Origin of the sequence: Priestia aryabhattai B8W22, assembly GCF_000956595.1 — a bacterium.
Taxonomy (GTDB): domain Bacteria; phylum Bacillota; class Bacilli; order Bacillales; family Bacillaceae_H; genus Priestia; species Priestia aryabhattai.
The window spans coordinates 142,454-167,496 of sequence record NZ_JYOO01000006.1; the positions used below are offsets into that span (position 1 = coordinate 142,454).

Genomic DNA, 25,043 nt, shown 5'->3' on the forward strand with positions numbered 1-25,043 from the left:
TAATCCAAATTATTCTTTTTTTGTAATTAACGAAGTCGTCATTCCACCTATAAAAATTGTCGAACATGAAAAAAGAAACGTTTTAGGTCCTAATAAAGGAAGAGCTGCTGTTATGATAAAACCATCTATAATTAAAATAACCATCCCTATGTTTAAGGAAAAAGCTTTTGATAGTAGTTGTGCTAGTAAATCTGTTCCTCCAGTACTTGTCTCGTATCGAAGCATAAGACCAACTCCCGTCCCAATACATATTCCTCCAAAGATTACACTAGGAAAAACAGAAAGTTGAAACTGGTCTTTAATAGGCTCTAGCCAATCAATTAATAAAGAAGAAATAATTAACCCATAAAAATAAGTTCTTTCATAAATCCAAGCAAACCAACATAATGGAAAACCCAAAATAATAATCATCACACCTGTAGGAAATTCAAAATAATAGTGAAGGATGAGAGCAATTCCAATTGTTCCTCCATCTAACAAATAATGAGGAACTAAAAATCCATTAATTCCTATACTTAATAATAAGCTTCCGACAAGAACAACCGGTATTTTTCGAAACATAATAATCACCTTTTTAATCAATTTATCTCTTACTATATGTATAAGCTTTAGCTACCTGTCATGAATATTTTTCTTTTTATGTAAATGAATAAAAGTTTATCTTTTAAGCAAACTACTCAAGATGGATAAATCATAATACTATAGCAAACTCCTAAAAAAGCAGAAAAAACTCTCTTCCAACCGATGGGAGTTTTTCTGCTTTTTAAACTGTGTATAGTATACATGTTTAGTTCACATAATCAGCATTATCAGAAATCCTATTAACAATTCTAAAATCTTCCCCTTTTTAGTCTGTATAGTCTTACTATAATAACCTCATAATAAATAATAAAAAGGATCTTTGATTTTAAACAATACAGTACAAATAGTTAATTATATTGAGTTAAATGTAAGATGAAAAAAGATCTTGGTTTTCATAAACTAGATTAACCTTAACTAAAAAGTAATTATTAATTGATTTTGGAGTGAGAAATAATCATGCCTTTTATTGAAATAGACACTAATAAATACTTGTATTATGAAGAGCGTGGACAGGGTATGCCAGTCATCTTTATTCATCCACCTGGCATGGGAAATAAAGTCTTCCATTATCAATACGATTTATCCAAGCATATGAGAGTCATCTTTCCAGATTTAAGTGGTCATGGACGAAGTCCTAGACCTGAACAAACTGTATCAATTTCCTTCTATGCAAACGAAGTATTGCGTTTTATGGATGCGCTGCATTTAGACAAGGCTATTATATGTGGTTATTCTGCTGGCTGTCTAATTGTTCAAGAGCTGGCTATTTATCATCCCGATAGAATCGAATTATTAGTTTTCTCAGGAACTTACCCTATAGTAAGAGATATACCTGGACAACTATTACATAAAATAGGAATGTATATGGTAAAAGAACACCTAAATATATTAATAAAAAGCCTTTCTATAAGTCATACTCGAGACAAGACACTAAGAAAAAGTCTAGTTAGTTATATGAAAAAAGCAGATCAAGAATCATGGTATCAGTATTATAATCATTCATTACACTATAACTGTTTAGACAAACTTCATCATTTAACTATGCCTTTGTTGTTTATATATGGTGGGAAAAAGGATTGGACTACCCACTATATGAAAGAGTATAAAAATAAATGTAAGCATGCTGAATTCTTTGTTTTACCACAACAGGGTCATCAACTGCCTACAAAAAAGTGGGTTCAATTTAATGAGCTAATTACAGGATTTGTCTTAAATAAATCCAGTTATAAAACAGAAAGAGACTTAAGCAATGAATAATTTTAAAATCTCATATGTATAAAACTCGATAATAAACTACAGGAGATCGGTAAGATTATTTAGCTCATCAGCCTAAATACAAATTTTATAACTGAAAATGAGGCGCTTAGGGAATTTTGTCCTTAAGTTCTTTATCTTGGCGTTATTAGTAGAAACCTTCGCTATAGCAACTGCTTTAACTAATTATTAAAGCAAGTACAGAATTGAGACATTATTAGCTAATGAAAATGCTTCATTTACGTATTTGGTCATAATACTTTTTTGATTTTCGGTTCATTACTTTTAGAGAACCAAAAGCTTTCTCAACGATAATACTTGTCAAGCTACCAATAAAGAGGCTTCGGATAATATCAGAGGGATAATGATGCCCTACCCAAATCCTTGAGAATCCTGTTAACAAGGACAATATCCACATAACTGACCCAAAAATACGTTCACGTATAAAAATAGAAGTGGATGCAGCAGCTGTAAGCAACGTATGTTTACTTAAGAATGCGGAGTTCACCTTTGAAGGAATAAGGATGCCGACACGACGCTTTATAAATGGACGGGGCTTAAAATAAAAACATTGAATTAACATGTTAATCAATAACGTAAAAGTCGAAGATATGACGGCATATACGGTCACTTTTCTTTGTGAACCGCCTCGAAACCACATCAACATTAATACAAAAACGAATAGATAACGTACCTTATTTGAAATCAATATCATCAGCATATCTAATATAGAATAGCGACCAGCCAGCTGATTGATTATCCTGAATATTTTATAATCCATCTCGATTTTCTCCTTCAATTTTAGATAGACAGACTCTTCTCTCCTAATGAAGAATTCATTGAATGATCAATGCTCCTATGATAGCAAAAAAGGACCAAAATAACTATTAAGTCATTTCGTATAATAGAGAGAGAAGCATATATGAAACCTCCTTAATCTATAAGGAGGTTTCTCTTTTTAAAACATAAAAAATTGCTTTTTTATATCTCATCATTTTTATTTAACGATTGTTAGGGAATACTCTTTTAACGGTTTCAGTAAAATCTTCAAATAGGCCATTTCTTGTCGAACCTTCATTAATTCGATTTCCGTACCCTTCCATACGATTCACAAAATCAGGATCGGATGACACATACACATTTCGAATATCCTTATCTGTAGCTTTTACTTGATCTGAAATCTTCTTTTTTAAACGGTCGGTTACCTCTCCGTTTGCTTCATTCTTTAAAACAACAGCCACGTATGCATTTCGGTTTGTAACAATCACATTCGCAGTATCTACTTCATTTAATTCAGCAATACGATCCGCAGCTTTATCAGCTACCTCTAATCGTGTCTGATTATTATTATCTACATTATTATTTTGAACACCGTCGGGTTGAAATCCCACGTCTCGTAGATCATTGTTGTCACGGGTATTTTGAGCTTTTTGTTCAGACGGTTCTTCAGTTGGATCAGGCTCAGCTTCATCTTTTTTATCATTACAACCAAAAAGAAATCCTACTGATAAAATAGCTGATAAGAGTCCCAGTACATATTTTTCTGCCTTCATTCTTTTTTCACTCCTTCTACTAGTCATATATGTATTAAGGTTTACATTGGTTTTTAAATAATTACAGGAAATAATTTGAAAACCTAAGTAACGAGAGCATCATTTTTCCAGTATATATATGTAGCCTCGGCAAAAAATAAAGATGTTGGAAGAGAGCTTTCTTTCAAACACTTATCAAAGAGGGATTTGCATAATGAATAATGTACAGCAGCTAACTTCTTTATTTAATGTTAATGGCCCATCCGCGAAGAAAAATAATAACAAAAGCATACTACTGTCACTTTTAAGCATAGGAATTGGGACTTTAGTGATTTGGATAATAAGAGGAAATGGAAATAAAACAGGGGCACCAACTATGCAAACAATAACCAGTAGAAACCAGATGAAAAACGGTTTATCCAAGCAATAAAAACTGCATTTACAATAGTATGTTTTGTATAGCAATTGAGTTACCGTTGATTATTAAAAGCTTTGTGCAGTTTTTACTGCATAAAGCTTTTAATAATCAAAAAATAAACACCGATGACTTAATTACATAGAAGTGATATGACCATCTTCTATTTACAACATATGAGTACAACCTATTATTATTAATCGATATATTGTTAATCAAGCGAAGCTCATCTATTAACTAGCTGCATAGGACTAGATTTCAGTAAAAATCCATATATCTTTTTTAAACGAATCCAATCTTTGCACCATAAATTTTTCTTTTGGTTCTTCATTTTCATTATTAAATGACATAAATAAATTACGGAGACACAGAGGTCGAATATGAAACAATTTATTAAAAATATTCAAAATGATCAGCATTTTCTCTTTACATACGATTCACGCCCCATGAATGAAAACATCAAACGTTACAGTGAGTTTTACAATCTCCCAACAGAGAACATAATGTATCGTTACGGATTTGAATCGTTTATCCATGAACGGCTGTTTATCCAATCTTTTCGTCCCTTACCGGTAAAAGCTCATATTCTTCTTCTTCACGGTTATTATGATCATGCTGGAGTACTAAGTACTGTCATTCGTTTCTTGATTCAACAAGGGTTTCATGTGTTGACATTTGATTTACCGGGACATGGATTGTCAACAGGAGAACGGGGAGCCATTTCGGAGTTTTCTCTCTATACAGAAAGTATTCGAGAAGTCGTGCGTAGACACCTGTCTTCAAGCTCTCTGCCCGTCTATATCGTGGCTCACAGTACGGGCGCTGCTGCTGCAGTCGATTATATATTGAATAATCCTGAAACGTCTCAGATTCGAAAAGCAGTGCTTGTCTCGCCCCTCGTTCGGCCTTATCGCTGGAATGCAATCACCATTTTGATAAAGCCCTTAAAAGCGTTCACCAGGAATTTGAAAAGGATACTTCGAAACAATTCATCAGATGTAAAGTTTTTGCGTTTTGTGAAGAATGATCCGTTACAGTATGATCAGGTCCCTCTCAGTTGGGTAGAAGCATTGATCAGATGGAATGAATTGATTAAGAAAGGGAATCCCAGTTCTGTCCCTGTTCTCATCCTCCAAGGAAAAAAGGACACAACAGTGGATTGGAGATATAATGTTGGTTTCTTACTAAAGAAGTTTCCAAATATAGAGGTTGAACTTATAGAGAACGGAAAACATCATTTATTAAATGAAGAAGAGCTGATAAGAGATAAAGTGTTTTCTTCTATCCATCGCTACTTAACAGATGATGTGTAAACAATGATTCCGAGAACAATCGATGTAATATATATATTTTTTTGGAAATTTAGGGTTTTTATTTTGTTATCGATAATAATTACTCTAACATCTTGTAATAGATTTAAATATCTTGTCCGTAAAAGTATAATTTTACGGACGGTGAGTTTATATAAAAAATTTGTCATTCTCAACGTTCGTTTAAATTTAAAATCAATTTACAAACGTTCTTTAAAATACATGTAGTTTAAAGAACGTTTTCAACAAGATAATAGACTGAAAAGTGTACTTCCTATAATCAAACTTATGTTAACTCGAACAGAAAAAGCTTGTATCTAAAGAGATACAAGCTTTTTCCCATACTTTTTAAGTATTTGTTCATTTGCCCTTGTGAGGCCCTTTCGTTACGTATATCGGTTCATAACTAAAGTGCCTTGTGTAAGATACGAATATCTACTTTCAATTTCAGGAAATACATTTGTCGAAGTCGCTGTTAATTCTTTCAAAACTAATCAGTCCCTTCATGAAATAAGTATTTACCTTTTTACAACAGCCAATAATATTAATGACGTTGTACTATATGTCTACCACATGTTTTAAAGTTAAAACGTCAATCCAACAAATTTTTTGTGGATTTTTCTTTCATAATAAAACGGTTCGTTTGCGTTAAAAATCAGCAGGTAAGGATACAAATTAGTATTTTCTAACTTTTTTATCGATATTATCTTCTATATGATTCGTAATTGATTCGCCTTCAACATCTATAGTCGGTAGGGATTTATCCAGCCATTTAGGTAGGTACCATGCAGATTTTCCTAAAAGCGTCATAACTGCAGGTACAAGTGTCATTCTCACCACGAATGCATCGAATAACACCCCAAAAGCCATTGATAACCCTGTCGCTTTTATCGTTGAATCTTCTGCAAAAATAAAGCTAGCAAAAACAGAAATCATAATTAGACCAGCCGCCGTTACTACTGGGCCACTATGTTTCAGGCTCGAAAGAATAGATTTATTTGCGTCTCTCAAGTGTGTAAAATCTTCACGCATCCGACTTACGAGAAACACTTCATAGTCCATAGCTAAACCAAATAAAATACCTGTCGTTAGAACTGGCATGAAATTTAATAATGGACCAGCCTCAGGAATACCAAAGAAATTAATAAAATGCCCATCTTGTAACACAAAAACAGAAAATCCTAAAGTAGCGATTAAAGTCATTAGAAATCCTAATACAGCTTTGATAGGTACAAGAATGGAACGGAAGACAACTAAAAGTAACAGTAAAGCAAAGATAACAATTAAAGCTGCAAATTGAGGTAACGCTTCTGAAAGCTTATCAGAGATATCAATGTTAACAGCAGTTGATCCTGTAACCATTAATTTTACTTTTTCATCTTTATTTACATTCATTTCCTTTTCCCGAATATCATTAACTAGATCTTTCGTTTTAGAGTCATTAGGTCCCGTTTTAGGTAAAACAGTTACCATTGCAAATTTGCCAGATTGATTTGAAGTAGGAGGAGAAACGCTAGATACATTTGGCAAGTCACTTAGCTCTTTTGCCACCTTTGTAAAGGATACTTGTGTATTTGGACTTTTAGATCCATCTAATACAACGACAAGGGGTCCATTTATTCCGTCTCCAAAGCCTTCTGCCATTGAATCGTACGCACGTCTTTCAATAGTTTCTTTTGATTTCATTCCATTATCAGGTAAACCTAGTTCCATATGAAGAACTGGAGAACTAATAATACCCGTGACAATTAAACATACTAGGACAATTTGTACAGGATAACGAGTAACAAACCGTCCCCACTTATTTGAATCCTTATTTTTCTTAACTACAAGAGACTTTTTAGAATCCACTTGTTTTTTGGGTTTAGGACTGAGGCGATGACCAAACATTCCTAATAGGGCAGGAACCAATGTAATGGAGACTAACATGACAATTAACACCGTAAAAGCTGCCGATAATCCCATTGATGTTAAGAATGGAATGCCTACTACAGATAATCCACACAGGGCGACAATAACAGTTAATCCAGCAAATACTACTGCACTACCAGCAGTCGCAGTAGCACGAGCAATGGATTCTCTTACACTAAGCCCCTGTGCTAACTGTTGGCGATGTCTTGAGATAATAAATAGTGCATAGTCAATTCCAACTGCTAAACCAATCATACTCGCAAGTGACAAACTTGTGGCTTGGACAGAGAAGAAATTTGAACTGATTAGAATTCCCATAGCACCGATACCTAGACCTATAATAGCCGTAATAATTGGTAATCCTGCTGCAAGGAAAGATGCGAAAGTAAAAACTAAAATACCAAAAGCGATAACGATACCTACTAGTTCAGATGTACCGCCAATTTTGACGTGTGAGAAAGCAACTGTACCGCCTATCTCCGTTTGAACACCATTTTTCTCAGCTATTTTTGCAATACCTTTTATCTTATCTTTTGAAGCATCCGTTACTTTATCTGCACTTACCTTATACGTAATCGTTGCATAACCAATCTCTTTATTTTTACTGATTGTTCCTGCTTGGTAAGGATTTGCGATAGATTCAACGGCTTTGTCGTTAAGAACAAGATCTAATGTATCTTGTATTTTTTGATGCGTAGAAGATGATTCTAATGTCTGCCCTTCAGGTGCTTTAAAGATAAGCTTGATTTGTCCACCACTCTCACCATGGGGAAATTCCTTATTCATCACATCCATTGCTTTTTCTGCTTTTGTTCCAGGAATCGACATATCATCATTAAATGTTATACCTACGCTTCCGACTCCGATTGCTGCAACTATTAGGATAGCTATCCACCCAAAAAAGACTTGGCGGCGTTTTCGAGAAGCCCATTCACCTAATTTATAAAGATACTTTGCCATACAATCTCCTTCCATTCTTCAATTCAATATAGTAAAACATGATGTAAACAACCTTATTCCTTAAAATAAAAGGAGGTTGTTGTGAATACTTGTTTATTCTAATAAAAAAGTAAACAAAAAAAATCGTACATAAGGGCAACCTCCCTATGTACGTTTGGGCAAATCTCTATGTACTTTTCTAATTTTAAGTTAACGATGAAGGATTCCTTGGTCAATTGCAACTGCTACAGCCTCTGACCTTGAAGCTACCCCCAACTTTGTATAAATGCTTGTCAGGTGGGCTTTAACAGTTCGCTCTGAAATCCCTAAATCCAGTGCAATCTTCTTACTCGTCGCTCCACTTGCCACCGTTTGCAGTATACTTAGTTCTCTTTCTGTAAGAATGGACTCCCTAACATCTGATGAAGATGATAAATTAGGTTGCTTTTCTTTATAAGCAAATATTCTTGATGTAATTTCCGGTTGTAAAAGCGTTTCTCCCCTGATGGCAGATTCAATTGTTCTGAATAAATTTTCTCGACTGGTATCTTTTAATAGATATCCCTTTGCACCTAGGCTTAATCCTCGAATCATTAATTCATCCTCATTGTACGTTGTGAGAATAATAATAGGGATAGTTGAATTTTGTTCTTTTAGCCTTTCAATAGCTTTAAGACCACTCATTTTTGGCATGTTTAAGTCCATTAAAATCACATCCGGTTGCAATTCTTCAATGAGATTCAATGCTATAGCTCCGTCTTCTGCCTCTGCGACTACTTCATAGGTATCACTGGTTTCTAAAATTAACTTTAAGCCTTCCCTCACAACAAAATGATCATCTACAATTAAAACCTTATATTTCACATTTATTCTCCTTTTGGTATCAGTACTTCTATCTGAATTATAGTTCCTTCCTGATTTTTGCTTTGAATATCTATGGTTCCTTTAAGTATGCGAACACGCTCTTGCATACCAATTAATCCATAGTGGCCTACTTGCTTACCGATTTTCTCTGAATCAAAACCTATGCCGTCATCTTTTATCTCTAGATATAAAATACCTTGTATTTTTTCTTCAATCGTTATCCATGCATGTTGAGCTTGAGAATGACGTGCAATATTTGTTAATCCCTCACTTATAATATGTTTGGTATGTTCTACAAACATGGAAGGCAAAGGCATGATAGCGCCTGCCGTTAGTAAACAGTTTATTCCAGTTGTTGACCTGAAACGTTGAACCTCTTCCTCCACACTTTCTATAAACCCTATTTCCTCAACTGATTGTGTACGCAAGTCATCTATTGCACTACGGGCATCAGCTAATGCCACACGTGCTCTTTCCATTGCTTGCTGTACAATCTCTTGCCCTCTTTTAACATTGTCATTACTCAAATGAGCATTAATTGCTTCTAGTTGCATGATGAGGCCTGCCAAACCTTGAGCCAATGTATCATGTAAATCACGCGCCATTCGTTGACGTTCATTTGTAAGAGTCAGCTGCTCTACTTTTTGATGGGCAATCTCTAGTTCTTGAAGAGATGTTTGAATACGAACTCTAGCCTGTACTTGTCTAAAAAACATAACAGCATACCCTACTATACTTATTATGAGAGGAATCATAATCATTAGATAAATAACTAACAAATGCAAATGTCCCATTAGAATAGTAGCAATACACATTAAAAGAATACAAAATAAAGAAACCATTACTACTTTACTTATTTGATAATAAATTCCTACGCTTTGTCCTATCAAAAGTGAATATAGTCCAATGAGTGTTGGTTGAAAGCCATCAGGCATTATAAGACCACAAAGAAAGGCTAAACCTCCTTGAACAAGAATGTAAATCCACGGTCTAAACATTTTAAAAACATTAATAAATGAATTTAATACAAAATATAGAGAAAAAAGAAAGGTAAATAACAAGCTATTCAACAGCATGGGATGAGCTAATGTTTGAAGGATCATCGTAGCTGAATACGTTAATAGCAACCACGTAAAAATGGGTAGTCTACCTGCAAGAGACTGTTCTGAATCATAAGGAATCTTAGATATGGGCGGAGTATATAGAGAATCCATCTTTCCCATTACTTAACCCCCTTTTCATTTGTTTAAATTAGGATTTCCTTTTGATATATACAGTTACACTTCTCTAATAGTAAATGTCAATTAATTTTAATGCAATTTTGTATCGCAAAACTTCTATACTGATTAATCAAAAGTTGTTATAGAAGAATGGGAAATTAGAGAATTTATTTTTCACCAAGAACTTAGCAATAATCGGGAAAAGGTATGATATTCCACTGGATAAAGAACAAATGTTCTTTTATTTTAGGAGTATTTTCAATGGAGGATGAACAGTTACCAAACAGAATCATTATATGTATCGACATGAAGGCGATCTATGCTTCAGTTTCTTCTGCCATAAGAGGATTAAATCCGTTGAAAACAAAGCTTGCAGTGGTCGGAGATATCAAACGGTCGGGATCCGTTGTATTAGCTGCCACACCCTTATTAAAGAAAGAAGGAGTCAAAACAGGAAGTCGTCTTTTCGACATTCCTAAAAGGAAAGATATCCATGTGGTGAATCCATCCATGGAGAGGTATATCAAGGCTTCGACCTATATTTCGAGCTTGGTGTTACAGTATGTGGCTCCTGAGGATTTTCATGCCTATAGTATTGATGAGTTGTTTATTGATGCGACAGCTTCGTTGCATCTATTCGCTCGTACACCAGAAGAATTAACCCACAAGATTATCGACGAAATTTATCATAAGACACGCCTCACAGCTACGGCAGGCATAGGCCCTAATCTCTTACTGGCGAAGGTAAGCTTAGACCATGAGGCTAAGAATAGCCCAACAGGAGTGGCTTATTGGCGATATGAGGATATTCCCTTTAAATTGTGGGCTATTCATCATCAATCCCACTCGTTATAGCGTTGACTCCTTCATTTCCTTTAAGCTTATATGTACCAAAACCTATAGCAGGCAAGGTTACCCCGTCATTAAGGGTTATTTCAGGAATTACTTTACTCATTATTATCCACTCCTTTCGATCATGTCATAAGGTTAGCATATATTATCCAATACTTGAATAAATTTGCACCACTCATTTTCACAAAGGAGTGGTGCTTTCAAACAATCAAAAAAGTGATTACGGAGAAACCTCCGTTTTAAACTCATTAATTTCGCACTTTTCTGTTTCTTTCTTGTTTTTAGTTAACGTAAAGAAAGCTACAAAACCTAAAAGCGCCGTACTAAATAAAATAGCAGCCATCGGAATCGCTGTGGTTTCGTTAATACCCACTAAAGGAGAAACAATTGATCCTAAAGTTAGTGGAAGCATGCCTAACACGGCACTCGCACTTCCTGCTCTATGTCCTTGATTTTTCATTGCCAATGTCACCGAGCCTGTGATCGTCATTCCTATAGAGATCATGTAAATAAAAATGGGAATAACAATCGTAGCCAGCGGCCCTTTAAGCATGGTCATAATAAGAAGCACGCTAGTAGCACTTACAGCCGTAATCACGGCAATGCGAAGCAGGCTTCTTTCATGAAGAATTCCGCTAAAGCGCCCAATAATAAAGCTTCCAGTCACAATGGCCAAGCCGTTAATGCCAAACAAAATGCTAAAAACTTGCGGAGAAACATGGTAGATCCCTTGATAGACAAATGGAGTGCCTGATACATAAGCAAAGCTTCCTCCGTGGATCAGTCCGACAATTAAGGCATACCCAATAAAAGAACGGTCTTGTAATAAACTGCCCATCGTGCGAATGGAATGACCAATTGAACTTGGCGTTCTATTTTCAATTGGCAAAGTTTCTTTTAAACGCATTGAAATTGTTAAAACAATTAAAAGGCCTATTAAACTTAAAAACAAGAAAATAGTATGCCAGCTTGCAAAAGGAAGAAGTAAAATAGCACCTCCGGCCATTGGTGCTATCATTGGTGCAAAGGCATTAATAACCATTAACAGAGCAAAAAACTTCGTAAGCTCTCTTCCACTAAAAACGTCTCTGACAATGGCTCGAGAAAGAACAACTCCTGCCGAAGCTGTAAACCCTTGTAAAAAGCGTGCGATGACTAAAGCTGTAATAGTAGGAGCCAAAGCACAGAGCAAGGACGATATCATAAATAAAGAGATGGAAATGAGTAAAGGTCGTTTTCGTCCCTTCGCATCACTGATTGGACCGATCACGATTTGACCAATGGCAAGGCCTAGTAAACACGATGTTAAACTAAGCTGAACAAGTGAAGCTCTCGCATCTAAATGATCAGCAATAGCAGGGAAACTTGGCAAATACATATCGATATTAAGCGGACCTAATATCGCAAGCGTGCTGAGAAGAAACGCCAATCCTAGACGTTTTTTTCCAGTTGGGTTATGAAGCATAATAGCAGAGCACCTTCCTTACCTAAATATTGTATTTTTACAGATAACCTTTAGTCTATTGAAAGGCATCTCTTCTGTCTAGGACATTTGTCTAAAGATGTAGGTAAAGTTCTATTCGCAAAAAAGGATGTATGAGTGATGACATACGGTTGATAGCAAAAAACAACGCTTGAAATATCCTTAAGATACTTCAAGCGTTGTTTGAGCGTTTGTTATATACTATCTAATGCCTGCTGTAAATCTCTCATAATATCTTCCCATGCTTCCAGTCCAACTGATAAACGAAGGAGTTCGTTTGAAATTCCCATTTCTTTCCGAGCTTCTTCCGGCACAACTGCATGCGTCATCGAGGCAGGATGCTGAATAAGTGTTTCAGCATCTCCAAGACTCACCGCAATAGAAATGAGCTTAAGCTGATTAACCACTTTTACGGTTTCTTCATAACCTCCTTTCACTTCAAAGGAGAGAAGCCCCCCTCCTTTTTTCATTTGCTTTTGCATGAGAGAATAAGCAGTGCTTTTTTTATCACCTGGATAATAAACGGCTTTCACCTTGGGGTGGAGACTTAATTGTTTTGCGATATGTTCAGCATTTTCACAGTGACGATCCATTCGAACGGCCAGCGTTTTTAAGCCTCGGAGTAATAGCCAAGCATCAAACGGTGAAAGAATGCCTCCGATATCTTTTTGCGTCGTTTTGCGCAGTACGGAAATAACCTCTTCGTTCCCTACTACAATTCCTGCTACAACATCTCCGTGTCCACCAATAAATTTTGTTGCGCTATGAATGACTAAGTCGCACCCAAGCTTCAGCGGCTGTTGCAAATAAGGAGTTGAAAAGGTATTGTCTACTACCACAGGAATTCCTTTTTGTTTGGCGATAGAAGCAACTAACTCTAAATCTACTAAAGTCATAGTCGGGTTAATCGGTGTTTCAATATAAATACATGCTGTATCTTCTTTGATAGCAGCAAGAATTTCTTCCTCAGTTTCCAAGTTGGAAAAAGAATGATGGATCTGATATTTTTCCTCAAGCATTTCTAGAAGACCAAACGTGCATCCATATACTCCTTTAGAACATAAAATATGATCGCCTGCTTTTGTAAGTCCAATCAATACAGCCGATACTGCAGCCATTCCTGATCCAAATGCCAAAGCGGCTTCGCCTTCTTCAAGCTGGGCCATACGCTCTTCTAAAATAGTGACCGTTGGATTAGATAACCGGGAATATACATAACCATTTTCTGCTCCGCTAAATCGGTTTGCACCTTGTTCAAGCGATGAAAATGTAAATGTGGAAGTTTGGTAAATAGGAGGAGCTAAACTGTCAAAATGATGTTTAGACTCATACCCTGCGTGAATGGCTTTTGTTTCAAACTGATATTTCTTTTTTTCTTTCATACGGCTTCCCCCTTATGCAAACAAGCGCTGTGTCATTTAAAAAAATGTAAGCGTTTTCTTTTATTATATTTCTCTTTCCTTTTTTCGTTCCCTGCCTCTTCATGTCGATAATTCCACCGTAGAGAAAGAAGCGACATGCACACTGCACCTCGCTTTACTTCATCATTTGTTTAATTAGTGTTGAATTACGCTTTTTGAATACTTCATTATGAGAAGAAACCATAGCTGTCTTAGCAGCAGAGGGCTGAACGAATTGTTTTGCCTTGTTTACGGCATTAGCAGCATCTTGAAAAGCGCCGGTAATCAAATGGACTTTTCCTTCGTGCATGAGAATATCTCCAGCTGCATATATGCCTTCTACAGACGTTTCACTTGCTGCATTACCTGCGATGTAATAGTCATCAATAGTTTTGATATGTAGTTCACTGCCCTTTAACAGCTCTGTGTCTCTTTCATAGCCGTGATTAATAATAACTTCGTCAATCGGCAAGTAAGCAATTTCACCGGTTTGATGATTAGTCAGTTCAACTTTTTCTATAAATTCATGCGTAGCATCAGCCACTAATTTTGTAATAGATGTATTAAGCAGACACTGCGCTGAACTGTTCGTTAATTGCCTCACTTGTGCTTCATGACCATTTAGTTCACTGTTTCGGTACGCAATATACACTTTTTCAGCAACGGGCTCTAGCTCATTTGCCCAATCAATGGCTGAATTGCCTCCGCCTGAAACAATCACCGTTTTATTTTTAAAATGCTGCAGAGATTTAACCGTATAGTTTAGGTTTGTTACTTCAAATCGTTCTGCTCCTTCAATTTTGAGCTTTTGCGGGTTTAAAATACCTCCTCCGACAGCAAGGATAATGGTTTTAGAGTAATGATGTTCACCTGAAGAACTCGTTAGCTGGAAAATACCATCTTCTAAGCGAGAAATCAATTCAATCTTCTCATTTAAAACAACAGTTGGATCAAACGTCAGCCCTTGTTCGACAAGCTGTTCAATAAGCTTTGCACCAGCAACAGGAGTTTGTCCGCCCACATCCCAAATCATTTTTTCTGGATAAACGTGAAGCTTCCCGCCTAGCTTTGGCTGGTATTCAATCAGCTTTGTTTTCATTTCTCTTAGTCCACTGTAAAAGGCCGAGTAAAGGCCAGCCGGTCCCCCACCGATAATTGTCACATCAAAAAGTTCATGTTGTGTCATGCACGTTCACTCCTTACAATCAACCGTTATTGATTATCATTCTCATTTAAATATACATCTTCTTCAACGTTTTGACAATAAAAATAACTATTGACATACCAAAACGTTCGAATTATAGTATGTAAAGAAAACGATATTGATAATCATTATCATATATTCGTTGTATTAAACATAAACGGAGGTTCAGATATGGTTCGCCTATATACAGAAGAATTACATATTAGTTATGGTGAACGTCTAATAGTAAAAGATTTAAGCGTTAACATTCCAGACAAAAAGATTACAACGATTATTGGTTCAAACGGATGCGGCAAATCAACGCTTTTAAAAGCCATTACCCGCATTATTTCTCATCAATCTGGTTCCGTTATTTTAGATGGGGAAAACATTTCAAAAGAACATACAAAATCACTCGCTAAAAAAATGGCCATTCTTCCTCAAACGCCAGAAAGTGCCAGCGGCTTAACTGTGGGAGAACTCGTATCTTATGGGCGTTTTCCCTATCAAAAAGGTTTTGGGCGCCTATCAAAAGAAGACTATCACACGATTGACTGGGCACTTGAAGTAACAGGAACAAAAGACTACAAGTTTCGTCCCGTTGACTCTCTTTCAGGCGGTCAGCGTCAGCGAGTGTGGATTGCGATGGCTTTAGCTCAAGAAACCGATATTATATTTCTCGATGAGCCTACTACCTACTTGGATATGGCACATCAGTTAGAAGTACTAGAACTCCTGCAAAAACTAAACAAAGAGCAGGAGCGTACAGTTGTAATGGTGCTTCATGATTTAAATCAAGCCGCTCGGTTCGCGGATTATATCATTGCTTTAAAAGATGGAGAAATTGTCAAAGCCGGAACGTGTGAACAAGTCATTACACATGACGTTCTAAAAAAAGTTTTTCATATTGATGCTGAAATTGGACGAGATCCGAGAACAAATAAACCGATGTGTATCACGTATAATTTATTAAGAGGAGATAACTAAATGAAAAAACTACTACTTCCATTCATGCTCATATTCGTACTACTTATCAGCGCCTGCGGCAACGGTTCAACTGAAAGCAAAAACGATTCTAGCAAAAGAAACAGCGAATCCAAGACGATTACATATCAATCTGAAGACGGCCCTGTAAAAGTTCCGTCTAATCCGAAACGTGTTGTTGTGTTAGGTTCCTATGCAGGTAACGTACTTTCTTTAGGTGTTAACATTGTCGGAGTGGACTCATGGTCTAAAATGAATCCCCGCTTTGAAAAAAAATTAAAAGGCGTTGAAGAAGTATCAGACGAAAATTTAGAGAAGATCATTGAATTAAAGCCTGACTTAATTATTGGCTTATCCAATACAAAAAACATTGATAAATTGAAAAAAATTGCCCCTACTGTGACGTATACATACAATAAAGTAGATTACCTTACTCAGCATGTAGAAATCGGAAAGCTCTTAAATAAAGAAAAAGAAGCACAATTATGGGTAGACGACTTTAAAAAGCGTGCGGCAAAAGCTGGATCTGACATCAAAGCTAAAATTGGCGAAGATACCACGGTTTCGGTTATTGAGAACTTTGACAAGCAGCTTTATGTGTTTGGCGATAACTGGGGACGCGGAACGGAAATTCTTTATCAAGAAATGAAATTAAAGATGCCGGAGAAAGTAAAGGAAATGGCTTTGAAAGATGGGTACTATGCGATTTCACCGGAGGTTCTTCCTGAATATGCCGGAGATTATTTAATCTTTAGCAAAAACCAAGATGGAGATACATCATTTGAGAAAACAAATACGTACAAAAATATTCCTGCTGTAAAGAATAATCACGTATTTGAAGCGAATGCAAAAGAATTTTATTTTAATGATCCAATCACATTAGATTATCAATTAGATTTCTTTACTCAAAAATTTCTTGGTAAGTAATTCATTCAAGAGGAATTCTTTTTAGAATTCCTCTTGCTTTGTTTTACTAAATTTATTCTTACATGAAAAGATGGGTGTTATATGAAAAAAGACAATCAGCGTTTCATTCCTTTTTTATATAAATTAATAGGTATGCTGCTCGTATTCCTCATAATGTTTGTTTCTTCAATGGTTTTTGGCGCTGCTGATATATCGATAAAAGACGTGTGGCTAGCACTTTCATCAAGCAGTGTAAACGAACAGATTTCGATCATCCGAGATATTCGCCTCCCCCGTGAAATCGCCGCTGTTTTTGTGGGGGCTGCTTTATCAGTATCAGGGGCGATTATGCAAGGTATGACAAGAAACCCACTTGCAGATCCAGGACTTTTAGGCTTAACTTCTGGCGCAAATGCAGCTTTAGCTGTAACAATTGCGTTTATCCCTTCTGTAAATTATTTAGGTATTACGATTGCTTGCTTTATAGGGGCCGGCGTTGGAGCAATCCTGGTGTTTGGAATTGCTGCTATAAAAAGAGGGGGTTTTTCTCCGCTTCGAATTGTACTAGCCGGGGCTGCCGTTTCAGCGTTTCTTTATGCGATCGGAGAAGGCGTAGGTATTTATTTTAAAATTTCAAAAGATGTATCGATGTGGACAGCTGGCGGAATGGTAGGCACTTCTTGGGAACAGCTTCAAATCATTGTTCCTTTTATTGTTGGAGGTATATTCATTGCCCTTCTGCTTTCTAGGCAGCTTACTATTTTAAGCTTAAATGAAGAAGTCGCTGTAGGATTAGGGCAGCAAACCACAAAAGTCAAAACCATTTTATTTATCGTCATGATTCTTCTTGCCGGCGCTTCTGTGGCGCTAGTTGGAAACATGGTATTTATCGGCTTGATGATTCCTCATATTGTACGAGGAGTAGTAGGAACCGACTATCGTTATATTATCCCTATGTCCGCTATCACTGGCGCAGCGTTCATGCTGCTGGCGGATACATTGGCCCGAACAGTAAGTGCTCCTTATGAAACACCGATAGCAGCAATTGTATCGATGATTGGTTTACCTTTCTTTTTAGCCATTGTTCGTAAAGGAGGAAAAGCATTCTCATGATTCACCCAGCGCTTATCAGAAAACAACGAATAATTATGACGCTGCTCACTGCTTTGATTCTTGTAACCATTGTGATAGGAATGGGGCTCGGTGATGCACCGCTTGCTTATAATAAAGTGTTTCCTACTCTTTTTGGTAAAGGGAATTTTACAGATGAGTTCGTTCTTTTTTCAATTCGACTTCCGCGAATTCTTATTACCCTTTTAGCTGGAATGGCTCTTGCTTTGTCAGGAGCTATCTTACAAGGGGTTACGCGCAATGATTTAGCGGAACCTGGAATTATAGGAATTAATTCAGGGGCAGGTGTCGCAATTGCTGTATTCTTTTTATTTTTCCCAATTGAAGCTGGCTCTTTCGTCTATGCCCTTCCGTTAGTAGGGTTCATTGGCGCCTTATTTACAGCTGGTCTTATCTATCTTTGCGCATATAGTAAAAGCCAAGGGCTGCAGCCTGTAAAGCTTATTTTAACAGGCGTAGGTTTTTCCATGGCACTTTCTGGAATGATGGTTGTGATTATGTCATCAGCTGATCGTGCCAAAGTTGATTTTATTGCTAAATGGATTGCAGGAAACATTTGGGGAGCAGACTGGCCTTTTATATGGGCTCTTCTACCTTGGCTTCTTGTATTAATTCCTTTTATATTGTATAAAGCGAATTCATTAAATATTTTTAACTTAAATGAAGCTGCAGCTATTGGAGTAGGTATCTCTATGGAGAAAGAGCGTGTAACCTTGCTTTTAGCAGCGGTTGCATTAGCGGCAGCAGCAGTTTCAGTTACAGGCGGCGTGGCCTTTATTGGGCTTCTTGCTCCTCATATTGCAAAGGGCTTAGTTGGACCGAGAAACCAGCTTTTTATTCCCGTTGCTATTTTACTTGGCGGCTGGCTTTTGCTGATTGCTGATACTATAGGACATAACATTGCAGATCCTAACGGTATACCGGCAGGAATTATTGCCGCCGTAATAGGTGCTCCTTATTTTGTTTATTTGCTTTTAAAAAAATAATAAACAGACGCGCTTCTTAGAAGAAGCGCGTCTAGTTATTATTTTTTTTGTCTTTCATCTGCAGCGTTCGCTCTAGCCTGTGCTTCTAAATCGTCTTGATCTGCTAATTCACGAGAAAACTCTTCATCTACTCCATCTGCTTTAGATGCAGGATAATCCGCTACCTTTTTTAATTGTTTTTTCAACTCTTTTTCATTCATAATGAACACTCCTTTATTCTAGACTGTTACTAGTATGCGTTTGTCGTTTCTGCACTATGTGGAGAAAGAAGGAATTTTACCAATAAGACCGAAAGCATATGTAATAAGAAAGAGAAAGGATGTTTTATATGATCATCATTATTACGCTCTCTATTATCATTGTATTTGTTATTTTACTGCTGTGCGTAGTTACCACTTCGAAAGCCTATGATTACAAACATACCGTAGATCCGCTTACAAAAAAACAAGACAAAAAAAAGTAAGGTGCGCTCGTTTCACACCTACTTTTTGTATTAGCTCTGCATTGTTTTTAAATCATGATCATTCAATTGAAATGCTTGCTTAATTTTGTTTTCCAAGTTTTTTGTTACTCTTCGCTTGCCCACTTCAACCAGTGCGATTAAAGAAAAGCTGCAGTTCACTGCTTGGGCGAAGTTTCGCTGATTCATATTGTAGTTTTTCCGAATGTTTTTTACCGTTTCTTTATTCATTTACACTCACTCCGCTTAACTCAATATACTTTTTTCTACTCAAGTTCAAGTCACATGTTCATCTAGCTGCCGATAGAGCGTGAGAAATTGCTGCTGTTCTTCTTCTTTATAGCAAGCAAACAGTTTTTCACCCCCGTGCTGCATGTCTTTCTCAGCAGCTTGAATCACTTGTTTCCCTTTGTTTGTAAGTTCAACCATAACTTTACGCCGGTCTCTTTTTGAATGGTAGCGCTCCACAAGGTTCAGTTCATACAAACGTGTAATCGATGCTGTGATAACGCTTGGGCTCGCCTTCATTTCGTCTGCCACTTTGGTGACAGGTGTTGCATCTGCACGTTCAACAATCAGTAAAATATGATATTGAAAAGGGGTAATTCCGTAATGCTGTAAAAGGCTTTTTACATTTGTCATTACTTTTTTGTTTAAAGATATTGAGATTCTTTGAATTTCTTCACCAAATATCAATGGATCCATCCACCTCACTGCCCCTTTCTCTCCAACATGTTTTATGATGAACTTTAGATTTCTGTAGCACCTTATGAATTTATACTTTTCGGAGCTGGAAGCATACGAATATCTTCCTCTTGAGCTTCTGATTTCTTTTCTTCGACTACTTTATCTTTACGTACGTCACGAAGGAAGAAACTTAAGATTAAACCGATAACAGAAATCGCTGTTGCCCAGTAGAAGGCATCGTTAATACCTTGAATCGTACCTTGCTGCGTCATTTTTCCAGATAAAATCGTCAGCGCTTGCTGCTGAGCTTGATCTTGTGATAAATGCAAAGTAGCAGCTACTTTTTGTACAAATAAATGAAAGCTATTCATAAAGAATGGATCTGACGTATTCATAGAACTGCTGATTTCATTTACGTGATACGTTGTACGGTTCGTAAAAATAGTCGTCATTAAACTAATACCAATTGAACCACTTACTTGACGAAGCGTATTAGACATTGACGTTCCGTGACTGCTTAGTCGCTGCGGAAGCTGATTCAAACCGGCTGTCATAATTGGCATCATTAAAAGTGACATACCAAACGAGCGGATAATATAAATCGCTAAAATATGATTAAAAGGTGTATCCATCGTCAGCTTCGTAAATTCAAACGTTGAAATAGATGTAATGAGCATACCAACGATTGCTAGCGGGCGAGGTCCCACTTTATCAAACAATGTACCTGAAATCGGCGACATAACCAGCATAACAAGTGCGCCAGGAAGCAACAGCAGTCCTGAATCAAAAGCAGAATATCCGCGGATATTTTGCAAGTAAATTGGAAGCAAGAACATACCTGCGTACATACTGATTGTAATCGCAATACTAATAATATTTGATAGTGAAAAAATATTATATTTAAACACGCGCATATCCAATAGCGGCTTTTCAGATTTAATTTGTTGAAGAACAAATATAATTAAAAGAACCGCCCCGCCAATGATTGTAGAAAGAACAACTGAATCTGTCCAGCCGTCATTTCCAGCTTCACTGAATCCGTAGAGCAATAATCCCATACCTGCAAGTGATGTCACAACCGAAGGCATGTGAACTTTTACATCCTTTGGAGGCTGAATGTCTTTTAATTGAAAGAAAGCAATAATTAATACAATGGCACCTAATGGCACCATGCCGTTAAAAAGGATGTGCCAATCATAGTTTTGAATAACCCATCCAGATAATGTTGGACCAATAGCCGGTGCGAACATCATGGCTAATCCAAAAATGCCCATCCCTTTTCCTCGCATGTGAGGAGGGAAAATAAACACAATAATGGTCATAACAAGAGGCGATAAGACACCTCCGCCAATAGCTTGAATTAAACGGCCGGTAAGCATAATTGAAAATGTAGGTGCAATTCCGCAAATCAATGACCCTACTGTAAAACAAAACATTGCAAATAAGAACAAGCGACGCACACCAAATCGTTCAATTAAAAAAGCTGAAAGCGGAATTAACGCCCCGTTCACAAGCATATATCCAGTTAACAACCACTGAGCTGTATTTGCTGTTACGCCAAACTCAGTAATCAAATGCGGGATGGCTACGTTTAATAACGTTTGGTTTAATATCGCAAGAAACAAACCAAGCATTAACACAATTAATAGCGGGATATGCTTTTTGATGGATCCATCACTTGTATTCTCTATACTGGCTGTCATCATATTTCCTCCCTTCTTGAACTTTTGTAGTAAGAATTAGTCTTTCGAAATTTTTACTTCAGCGTTCATTCCTGGTAGCACATGCTCTGAATAATTAGAAATAGAGATTTTTACAGGAACCGTTTGAGATACTTTTGTGTAGTTTCCATCCGAGCTTGAATTCGATGTTAAAGATGAAAGTGAATTAGTTGCATATCCCACTTCTTCAACTTTACCGTCAATTTTTGTACTGCTATCTCCGTCTACTGTTACATCCACATCGTCGCCTTCTTTAATATCCTTAAGCTGATCCTCTTTGATATTCGCTACGATAAATAGATTTTTCATATCTACTTCCGTTGCAATTTGCTGTCCAGCTTGAACCATTTGATTTTCTTTTACATTTGTTTGAATAATTTTTCCATCTGCTGGTACTATAGCAGCTACAGAGCCTTTTTCAGCTTGAATCTTAGCAATTTCAGCATCTTTTGATACATCAGTTCCTTCTTCCACTGTCCAGCTTGCTACTTTACCTGCTGCAGGTGCAATTACGTTGTATACATCTCCAGATACTTTAGCGTTATCCGTTGTAATATAGTTGGATTTTTGAACGTAATAATACCCTCCTCCAATTAATAAAGCCAAAATAACGATGATTCCAATAAAATTTGTTACCATTAAGCGACTTCTAGACATTCATTACTCCTCCTTGATATTTCACTAATAAAATTACTTTCTTATATAGCTTTTTAATAAAGATATTATCTCCATCTATTAGGAAATATGTTTCTTTATAATCATCTATTTGGTTAACTACCTAAATAACTTTATCATAAAGATATTTTTCCGTAAAGATATTAATTTAAAAATAATAATGGTGGTTAAAGATAATCATTGCCATCCTTTACAATTGTTTCATTTTATTTTAGAGTTAGTTTATATATGTCCGTAGTGTATAAGGAGATGGAAGCTAGCATGGATAACAATTTAGAATCAAAAATTGAACACCTTTATCAAATTAACACATCTTTTTTTCAATATATACGACATTTAGTCGAAGAAACATTAAAAACACAGCCTTATCACTTAACACCCACTAAATTTTATATCTTAAACTACATTGCCAGCGGCACAAAGTATATGGTGGCAGATATTTCAAATAAACTTCACTTAACCTCGGGCGCTACAACTAGCTTATTAAATCAATTGGAAGAAGAATCTCTCATTCAGCGCGTGCGAGACGAAAAAGACCGGAGAGTCGTGTGGGTTTCATTGACAGATGAATCAAAAAAGCTTGTTTCAATGATTACAGAAAAGCGAAATGTATTTTTAAAAGATATGCTAGCAGCTCTAACTGTAGAAGAACAGGAAGAATATTTTCGCTTATTAAATAAAATGGATGCCCTTTTAAGTGATAAATATGGATTTTCATATTAGATTATCCAAAAGAGCTCCGCTTCAATTCGAAGCGGAGCTCTTCGCTATTTTAGAAAGCAGAACTCATTAACGCACCTGCTTTGTCAGGAAAATCGATAAAAGGATTTCGGTTGCCTTGCAATTCAAAAATTGCTGCATTTCGATGTTTTTCATAAAGTGACACGGTAAATTCTTCATGCCATTTTAGTAAAAGAGGAAGATCTACTCGTGAAGAGTCAATTTTATTATGATAGCGAATTAAAAAATAAAGCGTAGCTCGAGCTACAATTCCTTTTCCATATTCGGGTTCAAACTTACCTTTTTCTGCTTTACCGCACCCTTCTTTCACATCTGATTGTTTAACTTCCGGTGTATAATTCGGGAAGTCAATATAAGAAGAATTACCTCTTCGGCTGTTACAAGAAGGTTCACACGCAAATAAATGATGCAAATCGCCTCTCATAGGCTCTTGTTTTCCAAACCAAGATTGCGGGACAACGTGCTCACAGTTTAGCAGTATATCATTGCTTGAAACAGATGAGTTACTAAGCGACTGAAGTTGATCAATATCTTGCTGTATAGCTTCTAACGGATCCATGCCTTTCCCTGAATACAGACTCTTCAGCTCTCCATTTTCCTGTAGATCCACCCATGGATATACATATTTATGCGGCGAATAACTCAGCAAATGCTGATGCGTTTCCGTTAACAAAGCTTGCATGGCTTCTCTTTTAAAGAGAGTACCTCGATAATAAAGATTTTTACTCTCTTCATCCGTCTTTTCATCATAATAACTTCGATTGTTTACGTATTCGTGATAAAGAGCTTTTGCCTGCTGCTTTTCCATCATTAACATATCTAAACTGCTTCTCATCCGATCACCTCTGAAGTCATCTGACGTTGAATTTCACGCAACAGCTTTTCAACAACGGTCAAGTGCACAAATCCGTTTCCTACTTCTCTTGGTGATTCATTTAATGGAAATGTTCTTCTGATTAACTGTGCGTAAAGCTCTGGTTCTGTAAGTTCTCTTCCAAACGTTTCATTTGAAAGAACTTTTATCAATGCCAAAGCTCCCGCTACGTGAGGTGTTGCCATAGAAGTTCCGCTCAGTGCGGCATACTTTCCATTCAAGTAAGTTGATACGATCTTCTCTCCTGGAGCCACTAAGTCCACTTCGTTGTTCGAGTTGGAAAATATTGAAGAACGTTTCTCTAAATCAACGGCTCCTACGCTAATCACTTCATTATATGAGCCTGGGTACGCAAACTCATCTGTGGAGCTTTCTCCATCTCCTTCATTTCCCGCTGCGCAGACAACCAAAATATTCTGATCGACAGCACTTTGAATCGCTTCATGTAGCTCAGGTACATCCGACGGACCTCCAAGTGACATTGAAATGATATCTACTTTTTGCTCGATAGCGTAGTTAATACCTTGAATAATCCACTCGTATTGACCTGAACCATTTTCATCAAGTACTTTCAGAATAAGTAAATTCACTTCCGGCGCCACTCCTACAACACCCATTCCATTATGCGCTGCTGCAATTGTGCCTGCAACGTGAGTACCGTGACCATTATAGTCTTGATAAACATCAGGATTTTGCTGATCATCGTGCGTAAAATTTCTTCCTCCCATAATTCGCTCCTGCAAATCTGGGTGTGTAACCTCACAGCCAGTATCCAAAACCGCTACGGTTATTCCCTGTCCCTTTGTTTGCTTCCATACTTCCTCTGCTCCAATTAGAGCTACTCCTTGCGGGATTTCATTAAATTGATTCAATTGTTCAACTACTTGAAATGGGATAATGCGCATTTTGTTCTTCATTTAGATTCCCCCTGCA

25 protein-coding genes and 2 pseudogenes are annotated in these 25,043 nt (G+C 36.8%); 10 read left to right on the plus strand and 17 right to left on the minus strand.

Annotated features, from left to right (window positions below):
- Positions 1–9 precede the first annotated feature (9 nt).
- Positions 10–582 (minus strand): YitT family protein, encoded by a 573-nt coding sequence (locus tag N178_RS06915; RefSeq protein ID WP_080890152.1) that lies wholly within the window; start codon positions 580–582, stop codon positions 10–12.
- Positions 583–1,038: 456 nt separating this feature from the next.
- Here N178_RS06915 and N178_RS06920 point away from each other — a divergent pair, with 456 nt between their 5' ends.
- The gene (locus tag N178_RS06920; protein ID WP_045291482.1) at positions 1,039–1,839 is read left to right on the plus strand and encodes an alpha/beta fold hydrolase; all 801 of its coding nucleotides are present in this window, start codon (positions 1,039–1,041) and stop codon (positions 1,837–1,839) included.
- Between the two features lie 232 nt (positions 1,840–2,071).
- On the opposite strand, the gene N178_RS06925 is transcribed toward N178_RS06920, so the two are convergent.
- Positions 2,072–2,617 carry an undecaprenyl-diphosphatase gene (locus N178_RS06925; protein WP_045291483.1) on the minus strand — a complete coding sequence of 182 codons (546 nt, stop codon included), beginning with the start codon at positions 2,615–2,617 and terminating at the stop codon, positions 2,072–2,074.
- A 220-nt stretch (positions 2,618–2,837) separates the two neighbouring features.
- Complete coding sequence (locus N178_RS06930; RefSeq protein ID WP_052942379.1) at positions 2,838–3,389, minus strand: YhcN/YlaJ family sporulation lipoprotein; 552 nt, start codon at positions 3,387–3,389, stop codon at positions 2,838–2,840.
- A 193-nt stretch (positions 3,390–3,582) separates the two neighbouring features.
- Here N178_RS06930 and N178_RS06935 point away from each other — a divergent pair, with 193 nt between their 5' ends.
- A complete protein-coding gene (locus N178_RS06935; RefSeq protein ID WP_045291484.1) occupies positions 3,583–3,798 on the plus strand; it encodes a hypothetical protein in 216 nt (71 codons plus the stop codon).
- 365 nt (positions 3,799–4,163) lie between these two features.
- Complete coding sequence (locus tag N178_RS06940) at positions 4,164–5,096, plus strand: alpha/beta hydrolase (protein ID WP_045291485.1); 933 nt, start codon at positions 4,164–4,166, stop codon at positions 5,094–5,096.
- A 672-nt stretch (positions 5,097–5,768) separates the two neighbouring features.
- Here the strand turns inward: N178_RS06940 and N178_RS06945 are convergent.
- The 3 genes from N178_RS06945 to N178_RS06955 form a co-directional block, all read right to left on the minus strand.
- A complete protein-coding gene (locus N178_RS06945) occupies positions 5,769–7,964 on the minus strand; it encodes an MMPL family transporter (RefSeq protein ID WP_045291486.1) in 2,196 nt (731 codons plus the stop codon).
- Positions 7,965–8,153: 189 nt separating this feature from the next.
- Positions 8,154–8,807, minus strand: coding sequence for a response regulator (locus N178_RS06950; protein ID WP_045291487.1), 654 nt, complete (start codon positions 8,805–8,807; stop codon positions 8,154–8,156).
- Between the two features lie 2 nt (positions 8,808–8,809).
- On the minus strand, positions 8,810–10,030 hold the full coding sequence (locus tag N178_RS06955) for a sensor histidine kinase (protein WP_052942380.1): 1,221 nt from the start codon (positions 10,028–10,030) through the stop codon (positions 8,810–8,812).
- Positions 10,031–10,288: 258 nt separating this feature from the next.
- Between N178_RS06955 and N178_RS06960 the strand changes: the two are divergent.
- Positions 10,289–10,858: pseudogene (locus tag N178_RS06960) on the plus strand (Y-family DNA polymerase); the annotation flags it as partial.
- A gap of 4 nt (positions 10,859–10,862) precedes the next feature.
- Here the strand turns inward: N178_RS06960 and N178_RS26560 are convergent.
- The 4 genes and pseudogenes from N178_RS26560 to N178_RS06975 all read right to left on the minus strand — a co-directional run.
- Positions 10,863–10,982 (minus strand): annotated as a pseudogene (locus N178_RS26560) (aldo/keto reductase); the annotation flags it as partial.
- Between the two features lie 117 nt (positions 10,983–11,099).
- On the minus strand, positions 11,100–12,344 hold the full coding sequence (locus tag N178_RS06965) for a Bcr/CflA family efflux MFS transporter (protein WP_045291488.1): 1,245 nt from the start codon (positions 12,342–12,344) through the stop codon (positions 11,100–11,102).
- 212 nt (positions 12,345–12,556) lie between these two features.
- Positions 12,557–13,744 (minus strand): methionine gamma-lyase, encoded by a 1,188-nt coding sequence (megL, locus tag N178_RS06970; protein ID WP_045291489.1) that lies wholly within the window; start codon positions 13,742–13,744, stop codon positions 12,557–12,559.
- A gap of 154 nt (positions 13,745–13,898) precedes the next feature.
- Positions 13,899–14,948 (minus strand): NAD(P)/FAD-dependent oxidoreductase, encoded by a 1,050-nt coding sequence (locus N178_RS06975; protein WP_045291491.1) that lies wholly within the window; start codon positions 14,946–14,948, stop codon positions 13,899–13,901.
- A gap of 189 nt (positions 14,949–15,137) precedes the next feature.
- On the opposite strand from N178_RS06975, the gene N178_RS06980 reads away from it, so the two are divergent.
- The 4 genes from N178_RS06980 (at position 15,138) to N178_RS06995 (ending at position 18,952) form a co-directional block, all read left to right on the plus strand.
- The gene (locus N178_RS06980) at positions 15,138–15,932 is read left to right on the plus strand and encodes an ABC transporter ATP-binding protein (protein WP_045291492.1); all 795 of its coding nucleotides are present in this window, start codon (positions 15,138–15,140) and stop codon (positions 15,930–15,932) included.
- Positions 15,933–16,856: an iron-hydroxamate ABC transporter substrate-binding protein gene (locus tag N178_RS06985; protein ID WP_045291495.1), complete on the plus strand. Its 924-nt coding sequence runs from the start codon at positions 15,933–15,935 to the stop codon at positions 16,854–16,856.
- A gap of 81 nt (positions 16,857–16,937) precedes the next feature.
- A complete protein-coding gene (locus tag N178_RS06990; RefSeq protein ID WP_045291497.1) occupies positions 16,938–17,948 on the plus strand; it encodes a FecCD family ABC transporter permease in 1,011 nt (336 codons plus the stop codon).
- Positions 17,945–18,952 (plus strand): FecCD family ABC transporter permease, encoded by a 1,008-nt coding sequence (locus tag N178_RS06995; RefSeq protein ID WP_045291498.1) that lies wholly within the window; start codon positions 17,945–17,947, stop codon positions 18,950–18,952. Before N178_RS06990 ends, N178_RS06995 begins: the two co-directional genes overlap by 4 nt.
- A gap of 38 nt (positions 18,953–18,990) precedes the next feature.
- Here N178_RS06995 and N178_RS25775 read toward each other — a convergent pair whose 3' ends face one another.
- On the minus strand, positions 18,991–19,152 hold the full coding sequence (locus tag N178_RS25775) for a YfhD family protein (RefSeq protein ID WP_074894520.1): 162 nt from the start codon (positions 19,150–19,152) through the stop codon (positions 18,991–18,993).
- Between the two features lie 128 nt (positions 19,153–19,280).
- Here N178_RS25775 and ytzI point away from each other — a divergent pair, with 128 nt between their 5' ends.
- Positions 19,281–19,415 carry a YtzI protein gene (gene ytzI / locus N178_RS25780; protein ID WP_080890153.1) on the plus strand — a complete coding sequence of 45 codons (135 nt, stop codon included), beginning with the start codon at positions 19,281–19,283 and terminating at the stop codon, positions 19,413–19,415.
- Between the two features lie 30 nt (positions 19,416–19,445).
- Here ytzI and N178_RS07000 read toward each other — a convergent pair whose 3' ends face one another.
- The 4 genes from N178_RS07000 to N178_RS07015 all read right to left on the minus strand — a co-directional run bounded on the left by N178_RS07000 (position 19,446) and on the right by N178_RS07015 (position 22,477).
- Positions 19,446–19,643: a helix-turn-helix domain-containing protein gene (locus tag N178_RS07000; RefSeq protein ID WP_045291499.1), complete on the minus strand. Its 198-nt coding sequence runs from the start codon at positions 19,641–19,643 to the stop codon at positions 19,446–19,448.
- A 45-nt stretch (positions 19,644–19,688) separates the two neighbouring features.
- On the minus strand, positions 19,689–20,117 hold the full coding sequence (locus tag N178_RS07005; protein WP_045291501.1) for a MarR family winged helix-turn-helix transcriptional regulator: 429 nt from the start codon (positions 20,115–20,117) through the stop codon (positions 19,689–19,691).
- 62 nt (positions 20,118–20,179) lie between these two features.
- Positions 20,180–21,805, minus strand: coding sequence for a DHA2 family efflux MFS transporter permease subunit (locus N178_RS07010; RefSeq protein ID WP_045291503.1), 1,626 nt, complete (start codon positions 21,803–21,805; stop codon positions 20,180–20,182).
- Between the two features lie 33 nt (positions 21,806–21,838).
- Positions 21,839–22,477 (minus strand): biotin/lipoyl-containing protein, encoded by a 639-nt coding sequence (locus N178_RS07015; protein ID WP_045291505.1) that lies wholly within the window; start codon positions 22,475–22,477, stop codon positions 21,839–21,841.
- Positions 22,478–22,756: 279 nt separating this feature from the next.
- On the opposite strand from N178_RS07015, the gene N178_RS07020 reads away from it, so the two are divergent.
- On the plus strand, positions 22,757–23,218 hold the full coding sequence (locus N178_RS07020) for a MarR family winged helix-turn-helix transcriptional regulator (RefSeq protein WP_045291506.1): 462 nt from the start codon (positions 22,757–22,759) through the stop codon (positions 23,216–23,218).
- A 49-nt stretch (positions 23,219–23,267) separates the two neighbouring features.
- Here the strand turns inward: N178_RS07020 and N178_RS07025 are convergent, their stop codons facing one another.
- Together N178_RS07025 and N178_RS07030 are read right to left on the minus strand one after the other, a co-directional pair.
- The gene (locus N178_RS07025) at positions 23,268–24,071 is read right to left on the minus strand and encodes an endonuclease I family protein (RefSeq protein WP_045291507.1); all 804 of its coding nucleotides are present in this window, start codon (positions 24,069–24,071) and stop codon (positions 23,268–23,270) included.
- Complete coding sequence (locus tag N178_RS07030) at positions 24,068–25,027, minus strand: S8 family peptidase (RefSeq protein WP_045291509.1); 960 nt, start codon at positions 25,025–25,027, stop codon at positions 24,068–24,070. The genes N178_RS07025 and N178_RS07030 overlap by 4 nt, the downstream gene beginning before the upstream one ends.
- Positions 25,028–25,043 lie beyond the last annotated feature (16 nt).

Excerpts from the sequence above, each read along its gene's own strand:
- N178_RS06935 (WP_045291484.1), top strand. The coding sequence starts at position 3,583 with ATGAATAATGTACAGCAGCTAACTTCTTTATTTAATGTTAATGGCCCA.
- N178_RS06980 (WP_045291492.1), top strand. The coding sequence starts at position 15,138 with ATGGTTCGCCTATATACAGAAGAATTACATATTAGTTATGGTGAACGT.
- N178_RS07005 (WP_045291501.1), bottom strand. The coding sequence starts at position 20,117 with ATGGATCCATTGATATTTGGTGAAGAAATTCAAAGAATCTCAATATCT.
- N178_RS07025 (WP_045291507.1), bottom strand. The coding sequence starts at position 24,071 with ATGAGAAGCAGTTTAGATATGTTAATGATGGAAAAGCAGCAGGCAAAA.
- N178_RS06995 (WP_045291498.1), top strand. The coding sequence starts at position 17,945 with ATGATTCACCCAGCGCTTATCAGAAAACAACGAATAATTATGACGCTG.
- N178_RS07020 (WP_045291506.1), top strand. The coding sequence starts at position 22,757 with ATGGATAACAATTTAGAATCAAAAATTGAACACCTTTATCAAATTAAC.
- N178_RS06985 (WP_045291495.1), top strand. The coding sequence starts at position 15,933 with ATGAAAAAACTACTACTTCCATTCATGCTCATATTCGTACTACTTATC.
- N178_RS07015 (WP_045291505.1), bottom strand. The coding sequence starts at position 22,477 with ATGTCTAGAAGTCGCTTAATGGTAACAAATTTTATTGGAATCATCGTT.
- N178_RS06930 (WP_052942379.1), bottom strand. The coding sequence starts at position 3,389 with ATGAAGGCAGAAAAATATGTACTGGGACTCTTATCAGCTATTTTATCA.
- N178_RS06955 (WP_052942380.1), bottom strand. The coding sequence starts at position 10,030 with ATGGGAAAGATGGATTCTCTATATACTCCGCCCATATCTAAGATTCCT.
- N178_RS07000 (WP_045291499.1), bottom strand. The coding sequence starts at position 19,643 with ATGAATAAAGAAACGGTAAAAAACATTCGGAAAAACTACAATATGAAT.
- N178_RS25775 (WP_074894520.1), bottom strand. The coding sequence starts at position 19,152 with ATGAATGAAAAAGAGTTGAAAAAACAATTAAAAAAGGTAGCGGATTAT.
- N178_RS06940 (WP_045291485.1), top strand. The coding sequence starts at position 4,164 with ATGAAACAATTTATTAAAAATATTCAAAATGATCAGCATTTTCTCTTT.
- N178_RS06945 (WP_045291486.1), bottom strand. The coding sequence starts at position 7,964 with ATGGCAAAGTATCTTTATAAATTAGGTGAATGGGCTTCTCGAAAACGC.
- N178_RS06965 (WP_045291488.1), bottom strand. The coding sequence starts at position 12,344 with ATGCTTCATAACCCAACTGGAAAAAAACGTCTAGGATTGGCGTTTCTT.
- N178_RS06925 (WP_045291483.1), bottom strand. The coding sequence starts at position 2,617 with ATGGATTATAAAATATTCAGGATAATCAATCAGCTGGCTGGTCGCTAT.
- N178_RS06990 (WP_045291497.1), top strand. The coding sequence starts at position 16,938 with ATGAAAAAAGACAATCAGCGTTTCATTCCTTTTTTATATAAATTAATA.
- ytzI (WP_080890153.1), top strand. The coding sequence starts at position 19,281 with ATGATCATCATTATTACGCTCTCTATTATCATTGTATTTGTTATTTTA.
- N178_RS06920 (WP_045291482.1), top strand. The coding sequence starts at position 1,039 with ATGCCTTTTATTGAAATAGACACTAATAAATACTTGTATTATGAAGAG.
- N178_RS07010 (WP_045291503.1), bottom strand. The coding sequence starts at position 21,805 with ATGATGACAGCCAGTATAGAGAATACAAGTGATGGATCCATCAAAAAG.
- N178_RS07030 (WP_045291509.1), bottom strand. The coding sequence starts at position 25,027 with ATGAAGAACAAAATGCGCATTATCCCATTTCAAGTAGTTGAACAATTG.
- N178_RS06975 (WP_045291491.1), bottom strand. The coding sequence starts at position 14,948 with ATGACACAACATGAACTTTTTGATGTGACAATTATCGGTGGGGGACCG.
- megL (WP_045291489.1), bottom strand. The coding sequence starts at position 13,744 with ATGAAAGAAAAAAAGAAATATCAGTTTGAAACAAAAGCCATTCACGCA.